Genomic DNA, 18,697 nt, shown 5'->3' with positions numbered 1-18,697 from the left:
CCAGCGCGCGGCGCTCCGCTCCGCGCGCTAGCACCGCTTGTTGCTCTTCTTCCCCTTGAGCTTCGCCGTGTTCTTCGGGCACACGTCCTTGATGGCCGCGGAGCGCTCCTTGTAGAGCGCCTTCATCTCCTCGAAGACCGGCGCCTGCGTTCGCTTGAGATCCTTCGTCTCCCCCGGATCCGCGACGAGGTCGAAGAGGTCGAACGCGTCGTCGTCGCCGTACGCGATGAGCTTGTACTGCCCGTGGATGAGCGCCCTGCGCCGGTCGTTGTCGCTCGTGCGCGGAAGATCGACGATGACGTCGCGCGGCTCCGGCGTCGCGCCGTGGAGCTCGGGCACCAGGCTCTTGCCCGGGAAGGACGGCTCTGCCGGCGCGCCGGTCAGCTCCAGGATCGTCGGCGCCAGGTCGATCGAGCTGCGAGGCACGTCGATCCGGCGCGGGGTGATCCCGGGCGCCTGGATCATCAGCGGCACGTGGGTGAGCACGTCCCACACCTCGAAGCCGTGGCGGAACATCTTGTGCTCGCCGAACGCCTCGCCGTGGTCCGCGGTCACGATGATCGCCGTGTCCTTGGCCCACGGCTGCTGCGCGACGAAGTCCAGCAGCTTGCCGACGTGCATGTCGGTGAACCTGACCTCCCCGTCGTACTTGTCGCGGGCGCGCTTGCCGAACGTCGGGATCCCCTCGTGCGTCATGTACACGTCGTGCGGATCGAGGAAATGGAAGTACGCGAAGAAGGTGCCCGAGGTGTTCGCCTTGTCGGAGAGCATCTTCATCGCGAGCTCGAGGTGCCCCGGGCTCGTGACGTTCCGGTCGGTCGTGTTGTCGGCCGAGAGCCCCGGCACGATCTCGTACACGTCGAAGCCCTGACGGAAGCCCGCCTTCTGGTCGAAGTAGAAGTGCGCGTGCGCGCTCATCGTCCGCACCCCGGCCCTCTGCAGGAGCTCCGGGAACATGAGGACGCTGTCGGGGTAGTTGCCGAAGAAGTAGCCGCTGCGATCGACCTCGCTCGGGTACCGGCCGGCGAGGAAGCCGCCGACGCTCATCGAGGTGTACGACGAGATCGCGTAGTGGCGCGTGTAGCTGACGGACTTCTTTTCGAACGCGGTGAGCACGGGCGCGATGTCGCGTTCGTAACCGTTCCACGGCATGTCCGCGCGCAGGCTGTCGATCGAGACCACGAGGACGTTCAACCTCTCGCGCTGCCCTGTCGGCGCCCCGGCGGTGCCGTCCTTCCTGTCCGTCGCGGCGGTCGTCCCGGCGCTCTCTGCCGTGGCGGCCGGCGCCGCCGCCGCGGGCTCCTGCCGTGCCGCGGGCTCCGGCGTGCGCGCGGGCGGTGGCTGGCCGTCGCCGTCGCGAGAGCAGCCCGCCCCGGCGCTGGCAAGCGTGAGCGCGAGCGCCGCCGCGAGGCGACGGCGGGCCAGGCGCGGGGGCGCCATGGACGAGAGGGCCGGCGAGGACGGCGCCCGTGGGCCTTCCGGTCCCCAGGCGCGCATGGGTGAAGCGAGCGTGTGCATGGCCGCGTGCATGGCCGCCGTCTTACTCCGACTCGCGCCGCTCCGCCAAAACCGCACACCACGGGCGAGTTCCGCTATGCTGTCGGGTCATGGCCCCGGTCCCTCGGAACCCTCCGCCGCTGCCGCCCTCGGGCCGATCGCAACCGGGGGGGAGGCCGGCGCACGAGCCGCCGAGGCCGCTCCCGCCCGACGCGCCGCGGCGCGTCGGCGAGCACGTCAGCCAGGCGCTGAAAGACCACATCACCGAGATGGCGCTCGGCCTGCTCGAGGAGCAGATGCAGGCCCGCATCGTCCACTACCGCGCCGATCTCGAGACCAACCCCGAGCTCGACGCGGTCACCGCGCAGGTCGTCGCCCAGCTGAAGGTGATCCAGGCGTCGGCGGGCGCCGGGGATCGCGGGGCGAAGAACCGCGACGCGATCCGTGACGCGCACGAGAAGACGCTCTGCGCCCTGCTCGAGCGGGTCATCCGCGAGGACGGCATCTCGCTGCTCGTCGAGCGGCGGCTCAAGAAGATCCACAGGAACCTCGCCCGCCTGTTCTTCCAGTCCGAGCTCCACGAGAAGACGCGCGGCCGCGACGGCGCGCCGAAGCTGATCCACCACGGCGAGCAGGCGCTCTTCTACGTGCTGACCCGCTACAAGAACCGGATCGAGGCCGAGCTCGACGGCTTCGAGTTCGCGTCGGAGGACGCGCGGGAGCAGTCGTTCGAGCTGCTCGCGAAGCTGACGAAGGACATGCAGGACGCCTTCCTCGCGCGCCGATCCAGCGAGCTCAGGCGCATCGTCTCGGTGGTCCACGCCGTGCTCGTCGACTTCTTCAGCGTGCAGCTCGCCCAGAGCCTCGGCGAGATCTCCGCGCGAGTCGTGCAGGACGCGCGTACGTTCGAGGGCAGGGCGTACGCGTACAAGCTGACGAGCGAGGCGTTCCCTCGCTTCCGCGCCGCGTTCGAGCGCCACCTCATGGTGATGCTCGTCGGCTTCGCCGAGGACGAGCTGGTCGCCCAGCTCGCCGACACCGCGGGCGCCGAGCGCGACGAGACGATCCTCTTCATCACCGATCCCCACCTCTTCAGCATGATCTGCGGCGAGGTCTGTGAGGGGCTCTACGAGTTCCTCTGCAACGAGGGCTTTCTCGACCTGCCGCCCGACTGGCGTCGCGCCTCGACGGCGCCCTCCGACAGCTGACGCAAGCGAAACCCAGGGACATTCATGAGACGGTACGACGTCGCGCGAGCGGGCTCCGGCCTGCTCCTCGCTCTCACGCTGCTCGCCGGTTGCGCGCGTGGCCCCGACATAGACGCCTCGGGGCTCGCGCTGCGGCGCGTGGTCATCTACAGGAACGGCGTCGCGTATTTCGAGCGCCGAGGGCTCATCGACGCCGATCAGGTGACCTTCCGGATCCGCAAGGAGAAGGTCGGCGACTTCCTCGCGACGCTCGCGGTCATCGAGGCCGGCGGCAGCAGCGTCCGGAGCGCGTCGTTCCCTGTCGAGGTCGACGACGGATCTGGCGAGGACGAGGCCCCGCCGGAGCCTGGGCCCGAGGTGACGCCGATGCCGCCGCCGAAGGGCAAGGGCGCGGCGGCGCGGGAGAAGAAGCGCGACGACGACCACGAGACGGTCAAGCTCACCCTCGACGGGCGGGAGCACGATCTCGTGATCGGCTACGTGGCGGAGACGCCGGTGTGGAGGCCGTCGTACCGGCTCGTGATGGGGGCGGGCGGGGCGCAGGGCGCAGCGCCGCGCGCGGACTCGAAGCAGGCGCACCTTCAGGCGTGGGGCATCGTGCAAAACCTCTCGGGCGAGGACTGGAAGGGGGTGAAACTGTCGCTCGTGGCGGGCGCGCCGCTCGCGTTCCAGGCGACGCTCGACCAGGCGGCGATCCCGCCGCGCCCTGTCGTCAGCGATCAGGGCGAGGTGATCGCGTCCGTGCCGACGAGCGAAACGACGCTGGCCACCGAGGCCGCGCCGCCGCCACCGCCGCCCGTCGCGCCGGCGCCCATGGCGCCGGGCGACGCCGCCGAGGAGTACGCGTCCGCAGACGAGGCCGAGGCCGAAATGGAGAAGGGCGGCGGCGGCAGGCTGCGGTCCGCGAGGCGGGGAGCGGTTGCCACGGTCCCCGCCGCGAAGCCGAGCGTGAGGCTGAGCGACCGCGAAGACGCGCGCGCCGGCGGGCAACACGCGGGGCCGCAGTGGAAGCGGTCAGCGCCGGCGGCGGCGCCGGCACCGCCGCCCATGGCGATGAACCCCTCTCCGCCGCGCAACATGAGCGCCCTCGCCGCGGTCGCGATGGAGGCGGGCACGACCCGCTACGACATCCCGTTCCCGGTCGACATCCCCGACAAGAGCGCGACGATGGTCCTGCTCCTGGCCAGGCAGGTCCCCGGCGAGTCGATCTTCCTGTTCGCGCCCGACGGCGGCGTGCCCGCGTCGAGCTCTCACCCGTTCCGGGTGGCGCGCTTCACGAACGACACGAAGGGGCTGCTGGAGCGCGGCCCCATCGCCGTCTTCGAGAACGGCGCGTTCCTGGGCCAGGGCATGGTCGAGCCGCTGCCGCCGGGGGCCACGACGACGGTGCCGTTCGCGCTGGAGCGGGGCCTCGCCGTCGACACGACGCGCGAGGAGAGCGCGGAGGGCGCGCGCATCGCGAAGATCGAGGGCGGCGCGCTCGAGATCGAGCGCGACTGGGTCACGCACACGAAGTACGCCGTCCGCAACGGCGCCGACCTCGCGGCGAGGACGCTCGTGAAGCACCCCCGCTTGCACGGGACGCGCCTGCACGCGCCCCCGAAGGGCACGGAGGACAACGTCGGCACGGGCAGCGCGCTCGTGCCGATCGACGTGCCGCGCCGGGGGACGGCGGTGCTCGACGTCGACGAGCGGCGGCTCTTCCGGCAGCAGATCGACTGGCTCGACCAGCTCGCCGACGACGCGGTGCAAGGCTACCTGAAGGACCCGCGCGCCGACGCGGCCGTGGCCAAGCAGCTCGGTCAGGCCTGGGACATCCGGGGCAAGCTCCGCCCGGCGATCGACGAGCGCGACAGGATCCTCGCCGAGCAGCAGCGCCTCGAGCAGCAGAGCCACGAGCTCCGCCAGAACCTCAGGGCCATCGAGAAGAACAAGACAGCCGACGAGCTCCGCCGCGACCTCACGGATCGGCTCGCGAAGGCGTCGGCGCGCCTCGACGAGATCACGAAGCGCGTCATCGTCCTCGAGATGCAGATCAACGAGCAGCAGATCCGCTTCCGCGATCTCACGAACGAGATCAAGCTCCTCGCCCCGCTGGCCCCCGTGCGCGCGGCTCCCTGAGCGCTGCTGTCCGGCTCCCCGGTTCCCGGTGGAAGGCGGCTCCCCGCTCCTGTGGGAGGCGGCCTCGCCACCGGGATCTCGGCCCGGCTACCTCGCTGGTTTGCCCGCGCTGGGCGGCTGCCGCACGGTGCCTGCGTGGGTCCAGCTCCGCTCCATGCCGGTCGCGAGCCAGGCCACCTCGACGCGCTCGCTCCCGAAGATCGCCGCGACGCGATCGCCCCACTGCGCAGGGGCGGGGAGCTCCACGCTCTTCTGGTCCTTGATGCTGCCGAGGGCCTCCGTGCCGACGAGGAACGTGGCGATCCCCTCGCTCGCGAACGCCGACACCGCGGTGCTCGGGACGAAGGGCGCGACCACCGCGCGCACCGTCGAGAGATCGGTCGCGCGCTCCGCGACCGCCCGCACCTCGTCGAGCGTCGACAGGACGAGCGCCACGCCGCCGGCTGGCTTGGCCTCCGCCGGCGCGGCCTGCCCCTGCTGGTCCGCGGCGGCCTCCGCGACCGGCGCAGGGGCGGCGCGCCCGCGCGCCCCGACCGCCGCGTGCCCGTTCACCTTCGGCACGCCGGCGAGCACGTCGAGCGTCAGCGGCCCCTTCCACGGCACCGCCGCGGGCGCTGGCGGCGGCTTCTTCGTGCTCACCTGCTCCCCCTTCTTGTCGCGGAGGATCAGCACGTCGTCGGTCGGCAGCGCCCGCGGCACCGTCACCCGCACCGGACGTTTGAACGACCGCGGATCGCCGACCGCGCCCGTGGCCACCGCGTAGGCCAGGGTCTCCGCAGAGGCCACGACGAACGACGGCGCCCCGGCGATGCGCGGCTCCGGATCCGCGGTGCGCAGCGAGAGGCTGCCGGGCGGCGGCGGGTAGATCTCCGACGTGACGACGCGCCTGTCCGGCTCGACGATGCGCGCGCCCGTCGCGACGAGATCGACGAGCGCGCCCGACTGCGCGAGCACCTCGAGCACCTGCCGCGACGGCGGCGCGACGAGCAGGTCGAGCCGCGACGGGACGCGCTTCGACTTGAGCAGCAGCGCCGCCGCGAGCATGTCGCGCAACGTCACGCCGGAGTCGCCCCCGAGGACGACCTGCGCCACGGGCTTGCCGGCGAGATCGCGGACGGGCCGGACCACGCCCTCCTCGTCCATGAGGAGCGGATCGACCGTGCCGAGATCGATCGAGACGACCTCCTCGCAAGGCGCGCCCGGGTCCGGCACGAGCGCGCGGTGGGCCTTCGACCTGCGCTGATCGCGGAGGAAGACCTCCGTCTTCTCGTCGCTCACGAACAGCGCCGCCGCCGCGCCGACCTGCGGCGCGATGCCGCAGAGCACCGCGCGGTCGCCCACGGAGAGGAGCCGCGCGCTCGGCCCGGCGAACTCGAGGATCACCGGCGCGTGGTGCTCGCCTTCGATGCGGCGCACCACCTCGTCGAGGTTCCTGCGGAGCAGCTCGAGGGCGACGTCCCGCGCGCAGACGAAGGGCCGCACCCTGCCCGAGAGGTGGATCTGCACGCTGCGGGGCGGCCGGAGCCAGACCGAGCCCGTGGCGAGCGCCTGCCCGAGCTGGCTCGGCGAGACGACGAGCGACAGCATGCCGATGCCGCCGACGGTCGTGAGGCGCGGGTCGTCCGTGAGGGCGAGCCGCGCCGGCGCCGCGAAGCGCTCCAGGTGAACGGGCGCAGGGAAGCCGATGCCGGGCCGCGCGATCGGGATGTTGTAGGTCGGGAACTCGGGCGACACCGAGTGCGGGCTGCCCTCGTCGATATCCGCGAGCGAGCTCGCGTCGGCCACGCAGGTGCCGTCGTAGGCGACGGCGACCTCGACCGGCGTCTTCTTCATGCCCGTGGCGATGGCCTCGGCCAGCGCGCGCGACGGCGCCCTGGAGAGGATCACCTGGTCGACCTTGACCTGGACGAGATCACCGCGCAGCTGAGGATCCGTCGCCCGCCCGGCGAGGATCTTCTGGGGCATCGTGCGGGGGGGATCCCCGGCTCGAGCACGCATAGATGTTGGGCCGTCCTTGTTTTTCTTGATGAGATGGCGGGTACGGCGCACGCCGCTCCCGACCACGTTTGACGTCGGCCCCCCGGCGAGACGCGCCGGTGGGATCCGCCTCCGGGCCTTGCCGCGAGGCGAAAGAACGGCCGCACGTTAGCCGCTCGCCTGGACGAGGGTCAAGGCGTGCTTTGGAGCGGGCCCCCAGGGGCGGGAATCGCCCGGCTGGGACCAGGATGCAAGAGGCAAAGCGCCCGCCCGGTCCAACGTTCCGCCGCGCTTCGCCTGTCGCGTCGTGTTGCGTCTGTTGCGCCTGTTGCGCCTGTTGCGCCTGTTGCGCTGGTTCACGATGGCAGGCGGCCGGTACGAGCTTTCGCGGCGCTGCCGCGCAGTGCCATCTGTCGTCAACGCCGTGCGCGCCCGTCTGCCATCGGCCTGGCCGCGCGCGGCCGAGCGGGTCGGGCGACGATGAGGAGCGCCGGCTCTCCCGGGCCGCGGCGCGAGATGCCGGGCCAGGTTCGTTTGTTTTCCCGATCGTGCCGCGCTTGGGTAATCTCGGCGCATGTTCCAGGCCGTGCTGAAGGAAGTCGTAGAGAACACCGAGGGCGGCATCGCGACCCTTCTCATGGATTTCGAGGGGATCCCGGTCGACAGCTACTCCAAGCCGGGGGCCGCGTTCGACATCACCACCATCGGCGCGGAGTTCAGCGTCGTGTTGAAGTCGATCCAGCGCGCCGCCGAGATGCTCGACGCGGGCAACGCCGCCGAGATCGCGATCCAGGCGGAGAAGGTCACGACCCTGATCCGCGTCGTGAACAACTCGTACTTCGTGGCCTTCTCGATGACGCCCGACGCGAACATCGGCAAGGCCCGGTACCTCCTGCGCACCAAGGTGCCGGTGCTGCTGAAGGAGCTCGCCTGAGCGGCTTCAGCATCTCGGTCATCTCCGGGCCGAACCTCGATCGACTGGGCAAGCGCGAGCCAGCGATCTACGGCACGGCCACGCTGGATGACGTTCACCGCGCCGTCGAGGAGGCCGCGAAGGCCCGCGGCGCCTCGGTGTCGTGTATGCAATCGAACTGCGAGGGAGAGCTCGTGACCGCGATCAGCCACGCTGGCGATCGCGGCTTCCACGGCATCCTCCTCAACGCCGGTGCGTACACGCACACCTCCATCGCGCTCTATGACGCGATCCGCGCGAGCGCGCTTCCTACCGTCGAGGTGCACATCTCCAACCCGGACGGCCGTGAGCCGTTCCGCCGTCGCTCCCGCATCGCGCCTGCGTGCATGGCGCGCGTCGCGGGTTTCGGTCCGAGCTCGTACGTCCTTGGGCTGATCGGGCTGCTCGGGCATCTGGAGAAGCTGCGATCCGACGAAAGAGGTTGAACATGCGCCGTCACTCTGGTTGAAAGGCGGCAAACATCGATGGCCGAACGTCCTTCCATGAACATCAACCTCAAGCAGTTGCGGGCGCTGGTACGCATCTTAGAGAAGCGCAACGTGAGCGACTTCGAGTTCGAGGACGAACACGTTCGCATTCGCCTCACGCGCGGAGGCGTTGTCCCGCAGGGCGCGGCGCCGCATCTCGCGCCCGCCGCCTTCCAGATCCACAGCGCGCCGGTCGCGCCGCCCGCGGCGGCGCCTGCGCCGGCCGCCGCGCCCGCGGCCCCTGCCGCGCCGGCGGCGGCGAGCGACGAGGGGATCTCCTATGTGACGTCGCCGTTCGTCGGCACGTTCTACCGATCGCCGTCGCCCGATGCGCCCCCGTTCGTCGATGTGGGCAGCGCGATCCGCGTGGGTCAGGCGCTCTGCATCATCGAGGCGATGAAGCTGATGAACGAGATCGAGGCGGACTCTCCGGGCACGATCGTCGAGATCCTCGTCGACAACGGCAAGCCGGTCGAGTTCGGGCAGCGTCTCTTCAAGGTGCGGAGCAGCTAGCGCTGCCCGGGCGAGGGTGCCGTGTTCCAGAAGATCCTGATCGCCAATCGCGGCGAGATCGCGATGCGTGTCATCCGCGCCTGCCGCCTGCTCGGCATCCGCACGGTAGCCATCCACTCCGAGGCGGACGCCGCGGCGCTGCACGTCCGGTTCGCGGACGAGGCCGTGTGTGTCGGTCCGGCCGAGGCGTCGAAGAGCTACCTCAACATCCCGCAGATCATCGCGGCGGCGGAGGTCACGGGCGCCGACGCGATCCATCCAGGCTACGGGTTCCTCTCGGAGAACGCGAAGTTCGCCGAGCTTTGCAAGAAGTGCCGCCTCACCTTCATCGGGCCGACCGCGGAGGCGATGCGGACCTGGGGCGACAAGGTGTCCGCGCGCGAGGTCGCCAAGCGCTTCGGCATCCCCATGCTCAGCGGCACGGGCGTGCTCAAGAGCGCGGCGGACGCGGCCGAGCAGGCCGAGCGCGTCGGCTATCCGGTGATCCTGAAGGCCTCCGGCGGCGGCGGGGGCAGGGGCATGCGCATCGTCCGCGAGGCCAGCGAGGTGCAGCGCTCGTTCGAGATCGCGACGCAGGAGGCCCTGAGCGGCTTCAAGAACCCGGACGTCTACCTCGAGCGCTACGTCGAGGCGCCGCGCCACATCGAGTTCCAGGTGCTCGCGGATCAGCACGGAGGCGTGTGGACGCTCGGCGAGCGCGAGTGCTCGCTCCAGCGCCGGCACCAGAAGGTGATGGAGGAGTCGCCCAGCCCGGCGATGGACAACGAGAAGCGCTCCCGGATGGGCGACATCCTCCGGGGTGCGATCCTCGAGACCGGCTACACCGGCCTGGGCACGCTCGAGTTCCTGATGGATGAGCGAGGCGAGCTCTTCTTCATGGAGATGAACACCCGGGTCCAGGTCGAGCACCCCGTCACCGAGATGGTGACCGGCGTCGATCTGGTCGCGCAGCAGATCCTCGCCGCTGCAGGCGAGCGCCTCTCGCTGCCCGACACGCGGCCCTGGAGCTTCCGGGGCCATGCCATCGAGTGCCGGATCAACGCCGAGGATGCGCGCTCGTTCGTGCCGTGGCCGGGCCTCATCACCGAGTACCACTCGCCCGGCGGCGTCGGGATCCGCGTCGATTCCGGCGTGTACGGCGGTTTTCGCGTTCCCAGCTCCTACGATTCACTGGTGGCCAAGGTGATCGCGCACGGCGCGAACCGGGCCGAGGCGATCGCCAGGCTCCGGTGCGCGCTCGACGAGTTCATCATCGGCGGCATCCGCACGAACATCCCGCTGCACCAGGCGCTGCTGCGAGATCCGGAGGTCGTCGCGGGCAACATCTCGACGCACACGATCGAGCGCGTCGTCTCGCAGGGGTTCTGACGCGATGCGCTGCCGGCTGCTCCGTCGAGGCCAGCGTCTCGGGGAGCCCGAGCGGGCCGGCGTCGTGCGGATGGCCGCTGCGGGGTGACTCCGCGGCGGCTGCTCGTGGAAGCGAGCGGTGCTCGATGGAGATCGCCGTGGAGCACGCAGCCGTTGCGCGTTCGCCGCGCTGGCAAACGCAATCCGATTGCGATGATTGTTGCCCGAGCGACAGGTCGAAGGTGCGGCCTGGTGCTACTTTACGTCGCTCTCACGGCCGCGTGGGCAGGCCATCGTCGGGCGAGCGACCCCCTTGAAATAGAAAGCATTTGCCGCGGGTATGGAAGCGAACGCTGGAGTGCAGGCTGACTTCTCTTCGTGGGTGCAGGCGACCTCCGATGCCTCCGAGCTCGAGCTCGGGCTCCCTGGTTTCGGCTACGCCGATCTCTTCGACCCCGCGAAGCTCGCCGAGCTGACGGAGCGCTTCGAGGAGTATTTTCACGCAGCGGACGAGGGCGCCTACGCGCGCTTCGACGCGTACCGGGCCTCGCTGCGCGCGGCGCAGGCGGAGGCCTCCGGCGCCGAGGGCGGCGGCGCGGGCCGGCCCGCGCTCACGCCGGAGCAGGTCTCCGAGGCGCTCCTCGCGGCCGCGCCCCACGTCGGCCGCTTCGTGGCGATGCTCTTCCGGGTCGAGCGGGAAACGCAGGCGCAGATCGACGCGACCCTCGAGCGGAGCGCGCTCTGGGACTTCAAGCGCGAGTTCTCGAAGAAGCGCCTGTTCAAGCCGAACCCCGGGAAGGCGTGGCGGGGCACGCACGTCGAGGCGGCGCACGCGGCGCGGCGGTCGCTCGCGGCCATGGGCGCGCCTGCGAGCGCGCTCGACGGCGGCTCCGCCGCGGAGGAGCTCGCGATCGCGCGCGCGACGCTCGCCCTGATCGAGGTCGACGAGATCGCGCGCAAGGCAGCGAAGGCCGGCGGCGCGAAGTGGACGGACGAGCTCCGCGAGCGGGCGGCGAAGGTGCGCGTGGCGCTGCGGGAGGACCCGGCGCTCGCCGAGGGTGTGGCGCCGGCGGCGGCGGTCGCTGGCGCGGAGCCGACGGAGGCCGAGGACGGGGCGGTCGTGGCGCTCGCGCTCGACGCCGTCGAGGCGTGGCTCGCGGCGCGCCGCGCGGACGAGCACGATCCGGCGCGGCGGTGGCCGACGCTGAAGGCGCCGCGCACGCTCGACTACCAGGAGCTCGTCCAGCTGCAGAGGAAGGGCGCGAACGGCAGCCCGGGCTCCGCCGAGCTCCTCGTCGGCCCCGAGCACGAGCGGAGGGATCGCGACGGCTTCGCGCTGACGGACCGCCGCGCGCCGCCCCGCGAGGTCGAGAGCCAGGTCGACTACTGCCTCTTCTGCCACGATCGCGACAAGGACTCGTGCTCGAAGGGCCTGCGCGACAACAAGACCGGGGTGATCAAGGCGAACCCGCTCGGCGTCGAGCTGAACGGCTGCCCGCTCGACGAGAAGATCAGCGAGATGCACACCATGCGGGGGCGGGGCGAGTCGATCGCCGCGCTCGCGCTCGTCTGCGTCGACAACCCGATGTGCCCCGGCACCGGTCACCGCATCTGCAACGACTGCATGAAGGCGTGCGTCTTCCAGAAGCAGGAGCCGGTGGACATCCCGCAGATCGAGACCGCGGCGCTCACGGACGTGCTGTCGCTCCCGTGGGGCCTCGAGATCTACGGGTTCCTCACGCGCTGGAACCCGCTCGACGCGCTGCGGCCGCACGCGCTCCCGTACAACGGCAAGAACGTGCTCGTCGTCGGCCTCGGCCCGGCCGGCTACACGCTGTCGCACCACCTCACGCGGCAGGGCTTCGCGTGCGTGGCGATCGACGGGCTGAAGATCGAGCCGCTGCCGGTCGAGCTCACGGGCGACGAGTCGCGCCCGCCGCGCCCGGTCAAGGATTTCAAGCGGCTCTACACAGAGCTCGACGAGCGCGTCCTCCTCGGCTTCGGCGGGGTGAGCGAGTACGGGATCACGGTGCGATGGGACAAGAACTTCCTCACCGTCCTGTACGTCACGCTGGCCCGGCAGCGGCTGCTCCGGATCTACGGCGGCGTGCGGTTCGGCGGGACGATCGATCTCGACGACGCCTTCCGGCTCGGGTTCCACCACGTCGCGATCGCGGCGGGCGCGGGGCGCCCGACGATCATCCCGCTCAAGAACAACCTCGCGCGCGGCATCCGCAAGGCGTCGGACTTCCTGATGGCGCTGCAGCTGGCCGGGGCCTACAAGCGCTCGGCGCTCGCGAACCTCCAGGTGCGCCTGCCGGCGGTGGTGATCGGCGGCGGCCTGACGGCGATCGACACCGCGACGGAGCTCGCCGCGTACTACGTCGTGCAGGCCGAGAAGACGGCCGACCGGCTCGACGCGCTGGTCGCGGAGCGCGGAGAGGCCGCCGTCCTCGCGATGTTCGACGAGGAGGAGCGGGAGTTCGTTGTCGAGCAGCGGCGCCACGCGGAGGAGATCCGCGACGAGCGCGCGCGCGCCGCGCGCGAGGGGCGCCCGCCGCGCTTCCAGGGCCTGATCGACGCGTGGGGAGGCGTCTCGCTGGTCTACCGGAAGCGGCTCATCGACTCGCCGGCGTACCGGCTGAACCACGAGGAGGTCGCCAAGTCGCTCGAGGAAGGGATCCGCTACGTCGAGAACCTCGCCCCGGTCGAGGCGGTGCTCGACGAGCGCGGGTGCGTCTCCTCGCTCGTCTTCGATCGGCAGGAGATCGTGGACGGCAAGTGGCGGAGCGCGGGGCAGGCGGTCTCGATCCCCGCCCGCACCGTGTGCGTCGCGGCCGGGACGAGCCCCAACGTCACGTACGAGAAGGAGCGCCCGGGCTCGTTCGTGTTCGACAAGTGGCGGCAGTTCTTCCAGCCGCACCGCGCGTACGTCGATGAGGGCGGAGCGCTCCAGGTGGAGCCGGCCAAGGCGAGGGAGGGCTTCTTCACGAGCTACAACGACGGCGAGCACGCGGTGAGCTTCTACGGCGACAACCACCCCCACTACGCGGGGAGCGTCGTGAAGGCGATGGCGAGCGCCAAGGACGCGTACCCGTCCGTCGTCGCGCTGTTCCGCCACGACATCGCCCGGCTCGGGGAGGAGCCGCAGGCCGCGCGCGACGCGCGTCGGCGCGACCTCTTCGCCCGCCTCGATCACGACCTCTGCGCGGTCGTCGAGCGGGTCCAGCGGCTCACGCCGACGATCGTCGAGGTGGTCGTGCGCGCGCCCGCGGCGGCGCGGAAGTTCGAGCCCGGGCAGTTCTACCGCCTGCAGAACTACGAGGTGCGCTCGCCCGTGATCCGCGGCACGCGGCTCGCGATGGAGGGCCTCGCGCTCACGGGCGCGTGGGTCGACAAGGAGAAGGGGCTGCTGTCGCTCATCGCGCTCGAGATGGGCGCGTCCTCCCGCCTGCTCGCCGCGCTGCGCCCGGGCGAGGAGGTCGTCGTGATGGGGCCGACCGGGACGCCCACGGACATCCCCGAGGGGGAGACCGTGCTGCTCGCCGGCGGCGGGCTCGGCAACGCCGTCCTGTTCTCGATCGCGAAGGCCCTGAAGGCGCGCGGCGACCGCGTGATCTACTTCGCCGGCTACCGGCGAGGCGAGGATCTCTTCAAGCAGGACGAGATCGAGGTCGCGACCGACCAGGTCGTCTGGTGCACCGACGGCGGCGCCGAGATCCCCCCGCGGCGCGCGACCGACCACCACTTCCGCGGCAACATCGTCCAGGCGATGAGGGCCTACGCCGAGCGCCAGCTCGGCGGCGAGCTGGCGGCCCTCTCGGAGGTCCGTCGCATCATCGCGATCGGCTCGGACAAGATGATGAACGCCGTGCGCGAGGCGCGGCACGGCGTGCTGGCGCCGCACCTGGATCCGAAGCACGTGGGCATCGCGAGCATCAACTCGCCGATGCAGTGCATGATGAAGGAGGTCTGCGCGCAGTGCCTCCAGCGGCACGTGGACCCGGAGACGGGCAAGGAGACGCTGGTCTTCTCGTGCTTCAACCAGGACCAGCTCATCGATCACGTCGACTTCAAGAACCTCGCCGCGAGGCTCCGGGCCAACACGGTGCAGGAGAAGCTGTCGAACGCCTGGCTCGATCACCTGCTGGCCGAGCGCCCCACGCTCCGGCACGTGTGACGCTGGCTCGGGCCTCGGCGATCCGAGGCCTCACCGCCGCGAAACGTGCGAAGGCGGCCTCGGCAGCGCCTCGTCGGATCGAGGCGCCCGAGGCCGCGCATGGTGGGATGCGCGGCCGCGCGCGCGTTCGCGATCAGCTGCCCGCGGGCAGCTTGATCTTCGGCTCCTTGGGGTGGCGCCGGTACAGCAGGATCGTCCGCCCCAGCGTCTGCGCGACGGCGGCTCGGAGCCGCTCGGAGAGGGTGTCGGCGACGTCGTCCAGCTCGTCCGGGCACTCGGTGCCCAGGCGTACCTTCACGAGCTCGTGCCGCTCCAGGGCGACGTCGACGGCCGCGACGACGCCGTCGGTCAGGCCGGCCTTGCCGAGCTGCACGACCGGGTCGAGGTGATGCCCCAGCGCGCGGAGGTGGCGGCGCTGCTTTCCTGTCAGATCCAAAGCGTTCGGCCTTTCTTGAGGCGGTCGCGCGATTCAGGCGCTCGATGGTCGAGGGGACGTCCCTGTCGCGGTCGCGCGCGCGGTCATACTGGCCTCCGGGCCAAGCGAAAAGGGCGCGCCGCTCGATCTCTTCGCACAACGCGTGAATCGCTCAAGCTCCAGCGCCGGCAAACCGGAGCATGTGGCATGTGAGGGGTGAACGTGTGTTTTCATGGGTAAATGTGAGATGATGGCCAGCGCGGCGCAAGCGGGCGGAGCTCACCAGGGGCCCGGGCGCTCTGGGTTTTGCTTGACGTGGCCGTGCAACAGGCATCCCCTTGATCTAGCGGCCGGCAGCTCGACGGGGGGCTCGAGCGCTCGGATCGACACCGACATGGGCTCATCGAGCGAGCGAGATGCGGTAGCGGGGCAGGACGCCGAGCTCCCTCGGCTGGATGAGGGAGCGGACCCGATCGAGCTCACGGTCCATGACGAGGTGAGCCCCTGTCCGTACCTGCCTGAAGCCGAGGCGCGGATGCCGCTGCGCGTGCCCATCCGTCCGCTCACGCGTGCGGAGTTCGACAAGCGGCTCGTCGGGGGCAACCGCCGCCATGGCAAGCTGCTCTACCGCACCCAGTGCCCCTCCTGCCGCGCGTGCGAGCCGATCCGGATCGTCGTTCGTGACTTCGTCCCCGGCCGCACGCAACGCCGGGTGCTCCGCCGCGGCGAGCGGGTGGTGGACGTCGAGATCGGCCCGCCCGTGACCACCCGAGAGAAGATCATCCTGTACAACCGGCACAAGCACGGCCGGGGGTTGATGCGCGATGACGGTCCGCTCGGCGCCGAGGGGTACGAGGCGTTCCTCGTGGACAGCTGCTGCGAGACGTTCGAGATGCGCTATCGGGTCGGCGGCCGTCTCGTCGGGGTCGCCGTCGTGGATCGGGGGCAGGATTCGCTGTCCGCGGTCTACTCCTTCTATGAGCCCGAGCTGGAGCCGCTGAGCCCCGGTGTCTTCTCGATCCTGAAGCAGCTCGAGCTGTGCCGTTCCTGGGGCCTCCGGTACCTGTACCTCGGCCTTTACGTCGAGCGCTGCTCGCGGCTCGTCTACAAGGCCCAGTACCTGCCGCACGAGCGGCTCATCGATGGCCGCTGGCGGCGCTTCGAGCGGCAGCCGCCTGCGGCGCCATGACAGGAGCACGCCGCTGGATTTCGCGAGCGCGCCGCTCGGCGTCTCGTGGCAAGGACGTACCCATGTGGAATCGCGCTCTCGCTTTCACCTCGTGCGCTGTGCTCTGGGCTCTGCTCGTCGTCGCGTGCGGCGACACGAGGCCGATCTTCGACACCGCCGCCGGGGGCGCCGGGGGCGCCGGCTCGTCGGCAGGCGGGGAGGGCGGAGCAGGCGGCGGTGAGGCCGGCGGCGGCGCGGCCGGCGGCGATGGCACGGCCGGCGGCGACGGTACGGCCGGCGGTGGCGGCACGGCGGGCGGCGGGGCGGGGTAGGCAGGCCGGCGCCGCATTGCCCGCGGGCCGGTTGTGTTCCGGCATCGCCGGGCCTAAGCCGCTCGCGTGCATCCGCTCGCAGACAAGGTCCTCGCCCGCGACATGCGCGCGACGGCGCGGGCCTGCCGGCTCGTCGACGACCGCGTCGGCGATTATGCCGCGATCCTGAAGGATCTCTTCCCCCATACCGGCCGCGCCTGGGTCCTCGGCGTGACGGGGAACCCGGGGGCAGGCAAGAGCACGCTCACCGATCGGCTGATCAGCGTGTTCCGGGGGCAGGGTCGCCGGGTCGCCGTGGTGGCGGTCGATCCCACGAGCCCGTTCACCGGCGGCGCGATCCTCGGCGACCGCATCCGCATGCAGGCCCATTTCGGCGATCCCGACGTGTTCATCCGGTCGCTGGCGACCCGGGGCGCGCTCGGCGGGCTGTCGCGCTCGGTGGTGGACGTCGTGCGGGTGCTCGACGCCTGGGGCGCGGACGTCGTGGTGGTCGAGACCGTCGGCGTCGGGCAGGACGAGCTCGAGATCACCCGGATGGCGCACACCACCCTGGTCGTCGCCGCGCCGGGGATGGGCGACGAGGTGCAGGCGATCAAGGCGGGCATCCTGGAGTGCGCCGACGTCTTCGCCGTGAACAAGGCCGACCGGGACGGGGCCGACGTGGCGGTGCGCGATCTGGAGCTCATGATCGCGCTCGGCGGCGAGGTGGCTGCGGCCTCTGGACGGGCGCGCGGGCACAGCGCCGCGGCGCTCCACGCCCGCGCGCAGAGGGCGCCCTCTCCAGGTGGCGAGCCCGTCGAAGGTCCGTGGGAGCCCGTGATCGCGCGGACCGTGGCCACACGTAACGAGGGCGTGGCGGCGCTCGTGGACAAGCTGGAGGGGCACCGGGTGTGGCTGTTCGGGACCGAGGCCGGCGCTGCGCGCCGAGAGGAGCGCCTGCGCGAGGCGATGCACGTGCAGCTCCGCGACGCGCTCACCGACGCCGCCGTCGCTGCGCTCGGTCCCGCGCTCGAGGCCGCGGTGCATGCCGTCGCGCGGCGCGAGGTCGACCCCTACACGGCGTCGGAGCGGCTCGTCGCGGTCTTCCGCAGCGCAGGCGCCGTCACGGCTGGCGCCGCCGTCGCGCCCGGCGGCGGGACTTGAGCGGAGGCCGGGCGGCCGGCTCAGGTCGACCGCGCGGCAGCGCTAGTCGATGCAGCGATCCAGCGCGTCTTTCTCGTATTTACAGGACGTACTCCACTTATCGTCGCGGTTGCAAATCCCGGTGTCGTCCTCGCACTCCAGGAGAGCGTCGTACTGGTCGACGCAGCCGCGGCGGTCGGCGTCTACGTACCTGTCATCGTAGCGATCGAGGCAGTCGCCGTACTCGCGGTCGCTGCACCCCTCGCAGTCGCACTTGTAGTCGCAGAGATCGTCCTCCAGAGGGCTGCACGCAGCGGTGAAGAGGCAGGCAAGGGTGAGGATCATGTGCGAAGCCTTCATTGGCCCAAGGTTATCCCGCGTCCTCGGCTCCAGCGCGATAAACAGCTCGCTGGGCGCCGAGCGACGATGAGCCGCGTTCGCCTGCTTCCCACCTCCCGCCGCTGCGCTCGACACCCACTTTGCGCAGCGCGGCTTGCGCTCATGGCGCGGCGCCGCGGCGCCGCGGCGGCTTGCGCCCCACGTTCTCTGCGCGGAACGCGCTCGGGCACGCGTCGCTGACCCCGCAACCTCCGCACGCTGGCTTCCTCGCGAAGCAGATCCGGCGGCCGTGGAAGATCAGCGTGTGGGACAGCATATCCCAGTCGCGCCGCGGGAAGAGCGCGACGAGGTCGCGCTCGATCTGCTCTGGCTTGTCGCTGGTCGTCCACCCGAGCCGCTGCGACAGGCGCTGCACGTGGGTATCGACCACGACGCCCTCCGGCGCTCCGAAGGCGACGCCGAGCACCACATTCGCCGTCTTGCGCCCGACGCCAGGCAGCTTCACGAGCTCGGCGAGCGTCCTCGGCACCTCGCCGCCGTGCCGCTCGATGAGGCCTCGCGCGAGCCCCACGATGTTCTTCCCCTTCTGGTTGAACATGCCCATCCCGAGCCGCTTGAGGAGCGCGCCCACCTCGGCGGCATCGGCGCTGGCGAGGGCGCGGGCGTCGGGATACGCGCCGAACAGGTGGGGTGTCACCTTGTTGACCAGCACGTCCGTCGTCTGGGCGCTGAGCACCGTCGCGACGAGGAGCTCGAACGAGGATCGATGATCCAGCTCGCAGTGGGCGTCCGGGTGCAACGCGCGCAGCCGCGCGAAGGTGGCCGGAGGCGTGCTCGGCGCTGCGCGTGCCGGCGTCGGACGAGCCGCGTCGGCGGCCGCTGCCGCCTTCCTGGGCCTCGGCTCGCGCGTCTTCGCCGCCATGGAAGCTCCCTTGCGAGCCGCCTTGTCCGGCCGCTTCACCGGTGGTGCGACGCCCTCGTCTCGATGTTGGTCTGCGGGATCGACAGCGACGGACGCGGGCGGTCGGCGCGCGCCTC

15 protein-coding genes are annotated in these 18,697 nt (G+C 71.2%); 10 read left to right on the top strand and 5 right to left on the bottom strand.

The annotated features are described in order from the left end of the window. Positions 1 to 27 precede the first annotated feature (27 nt). Positions 28 to 1,518, bottom strand: coding sequence for a sulfatase (locus WMF39_RS21750; RefSeq protein ID WP_437747378.1), 1,491 nt, complete (start codon positions 1,516 to 1,518; stop codon positions 28 to 30). 89 nt (positions 1,519 to 1,607) lie between these two features. Between WMF39_RS21750 and WMF39_RS21745 the strand changes: the two genes are divergently transcribed. After that, positions 1,608 to 2,705 carry a hypothetical protein gene (locus WMF39_RS21745; RefSeq protein WP_437747377.1) on the top strand — a complete coding sequence of 366 codons (1,098 nt, stop codon included), beginning with the start codon at positions 1,608 to 1,610 and terminating at the stop codon, positions 2,703 to 2,705. Between the two features lie 24 nt (positions 2,706 to 2,729). Beyond that, positions 2,730 to 4,826: a hypothetical protein gene (locus tag WMF39_RS21740; RefSeq protein ID WP_437747376.1), complete on the top strand. Its 2,097-nt coding sequence runs from the start codon at positions 2,730 to 2,732 to the stop codon at positions 4,824 to 4,826. Between the two features lie 87 nt (positions 4,827 to 4,913). Here the strand turns inward: WMF39_RS21740 and WMF39_RS21735 are convergent, their stop codons facing one another. Continuing rightward, positions 4,914 to 6,791, bottom strand: a complete 1,878-nt coding sequence (locus WMF39_RS21735; RefSeq protein ID WP_437747375.1) for an aconitase family protein — start codon at positions 6,789 to 6,791, stop codon at positions 4,914 to 4,916. 586 nt (positions 6,792 to 7,377) lie between these two features. Between WMF39_RS21735 and WMF39_RS21730 the strand changes: the two genes are divergently transcribed. From WMF39_RS21730 to WMF39_RS21710, 5 genes are all read left to right on the top strand, one after another. Then, positions 7,378 to 7,737 (top strand): roadblock/LC7 domain-containing protein, encoded by a 360-nt coding sequence (locus WMF39_RS21730; protein ID WP_012236555.1) that lies wholly within the window; start codon positions 7,378 to 7,380, stop codon positions 7,735 to 7,737. After that, entirely contained in the window at positions 7,734 to 8,201 is a 468-nt protein-coding gene (locus WMF39_RS21725; protein ID WP_437748006.1) for a type II 3-dehydroquinate dehydratase, read from the top strand. Before WMF39_RS21730 ends, WMF39_RS21725 begins: the two co-directional genes overlap by 4 nt. A gap of 57 nt (positions 8,202 to 8,258) precedes the next feature. Then, positions 8,259 to 8,756 (top strand): acetyl-CoA carboxylase biotin carboxyl carrier protein, encoded by a 498-nt coding sequence (gene accB, locus WMF39_RS21720; RefSeq protein ID WP_437747374.1) that lies wholly within the window; start codon positions 8,259 to 8,261, stop codon positions 8,754 to 8,756. A 21-nt stretch (positions 8,757 to 8,777) separates the two neighbouring features. Continuing rightward, positions 8,778 to 10,124 (top strand): acetyl-CoA carboxylase biotin carboxylase subunit, encoded by a 1,347-nt coding sequence (accC, locus tag WMF39_RS21715; protein ID WP_437747373.1) that lies wholly within the window; start codon positions 8,778 to 8,780, stop codon positions 10,122 to 10,124. A gap of 319 nt (positions 10,125 to 10,443) precedes the next feature. Then, positions 10,444 to 14,283 carry an FAD-dependent oxidoreductase gene (locus tag WMF39_RS21710; RefSeq protein ID WP_437747372.1) on the top strand — a complete coding sequence of 1,280 codons (3,840 nt, stop codon included), beginning with the start codon at positions 10,444 to 10,446 and terminating at the stop codon, positions 14,281 to 14,283. A gap of 133 nt (positions 14,284 to 14,416) precedes the next feature. Here the strand turns inward: WMF39_RS21710 and yhbY are convergent, their stop codons facing one another. After that, complete coding sequence (gene yhbY / locus WMF39_RS21705; RefSeq protein ID WP_437747371.1) at positions 14,417 to 14,719, bottom strand: ribosome assembly RNA-binding protein YhbY; 303 nt, start codon at positions 14,717 to 14,719, stop codon at positions 14,417 to 14,419. A 373-nt stretch (positions 14,720 to 15,092) separates the two neighbouring features. On the opposite strand from yhbY, the gene WMF39_RS21700 reads away from it, so the two are divergent. The 3 genes from WMF39_RS21700 to meaB all read left to right on the top strand — a co-directional run bounded on the left by WMF39_RS21700 (position 15,093) and on the right by meaB (position 17,341). Further along, complete coding sequence (locus WMF39_RS21700) at positions 15,093 to 15,887, top strand: arginyltransferase (RefSeq protein ID WP_437747370.1); 795 nt, start codon at positions 15,093 to 15,095, stop codon at positions 15,885 to 15,887. Between the two features lie 62 nt (positions 15,888 to 15,949). After that, a complete protein-coding gene (locus WMF39_RS21695; protein ID WP_437747369.1) occupies positions 15,950 to 16,198 on the top strand; it encodes a hypothetical protein in 249 nt (82 codons plus the stop codon). A 66-nt stretch (positions 16,199 to 16,264) separates the two neighbouring features. Beyond that, entirely contained in the window at positions 16,265 to 17,341 is a 1,077-nt protein-coding gene (meaB, locus tag WMF39_RS21690; RefSeq protein ID WP_437747368.1) for a methylmalonyl Co-A mutase-associated GTPase MeaB, read from the top strand. A 42-nt stretch (positions 17,342 to 17,383) separates the two neighbouring features. On the opposite strand, the gene WMF39_RS21685 is transcribed toward meaB, so the two are convergent. Then, entirely contained in the window at positions 17,384 to 17,665 is a 282-nt protein-coding gene (locus WMF39_RS21685; RefSeq protein WP_437747367.1) for a hypothetical protein, read from the bottom strand. 154 nt (positions 17,666 to 17,819) lie between these two features. Beyond that, positions 17,820 to 18,581 carry an endonuclease III gene (gene nth / locus WMF39_RS21680; protein WP_437747366.1) on the bottom strand — a complete coding sequence of 254 codons (762 nt, stop codon included), beginning with the start codon at positions 18,579 to 18,581 and terminating at the stop codon, positions 17,820 to 17,822. Positions 18,582 to 18,697: the final 116 nt, after the last annotated feature.

This window comes from Sorangium sp. So ce1504, from assembly GCF_051521635.1.
GTDB classification, from domain to species: domain Bacteria; phylum Myxococcota_A; class Polyangia; order Polyangiales; family Polyangiaceae; genus Sorangium; species Sorangium cellulosum_B.
Note: the sequence above shows the minus strand (reverse complement) of the source record. Positions and strands in the feature narration are given on the sequence as shown.

What these genes read in the sequence shown, in the direction of transcription:
- WMF39_RS21730 (WP_012236555.1), top strand. Translation starts at nt 7,378, where the DNA reads ATGTTCCAGGCCGTGCTGAAGGAAGTCGTAGAGAACACCGAGGGCGGC.
- WMF39_RS21750 (WP_437747378.1), bottom strand. Translation starts at nt 1,518, where the DNA reads ATGCACACGCTCGCTTCACCCATGCGCGCCTGGGGACCGGAAGGCCCA.
- WMF39_RS21685 (WP_437747367.1), bottom strand. Translation starts at nt 17,665, where the DNA reads ATGATCCTCACCCTTGCCTGCCTCTTCACCGCTGCGTGCAGCCCTCTG.
- WMF39_RS21710 (WP_437747372.1), top strand. Translation starts at nt 10,444, where the DNA reads ATGGAAGCGAACGCTGGAGTGCAGGCTGACTTCTCTTCGTGGGTGCAG.
- accB (WP_437747374.1), top strand. Translation starts at nt 8,259, where the DNA reads ATGAACATCAACCTCAAGCAGTTGCGGGCGCTGGTACGCATCTTAGAG.
- nth (WP_437747366.1), bottom strand. Translation starts at nt 18,581, where the DNA reads ATGGCGGCGAAGACGCGCGAGCCGAGGCCCAGGAAGGCGGCAGCGGCC.
- WMF39_RS21700 (WP_437747370.1), top strand. Translation starts at nt 15,093, where the DNA reads ATGGGCTCATCGAGCGAGCGAGATGCGGTAGCGGGGCAGGACGCCGAG.
- WMF39_RS21695 (WP_437747369.1), top strand. Translation starts at nt 15,950, where the DNA reads ATGTGGAATCGCGCTCTCGCTTTCACCTCGTGCGCTGTGCTCTGGGCT.
- WMF39_RS21740 (WP_437747376.1), top strand. Translation starts at nt 2,730, where the DNA reads ATGAGACGGTACGACGTCGCGCGAGCGGGCTCCGGCCTGCTCCTCGCT.
- WMF39_RS21735 (WP_437747375.1), bottom strand. Translation starts at nt 6,791, where the DNA reads ATGCCCCAGAAGATCCTCGCCGGGCGGGCGACGGATCCTCAGCTGCGC.
- WMF39_RS21745 (WP_437747377.1), top strand. Translation starts at nt 1,608, where the DNA reads ATGGCCCCGGTCCCTCGGAACCCTCCGCCGCTGCCGCCCTCGGGCCGA.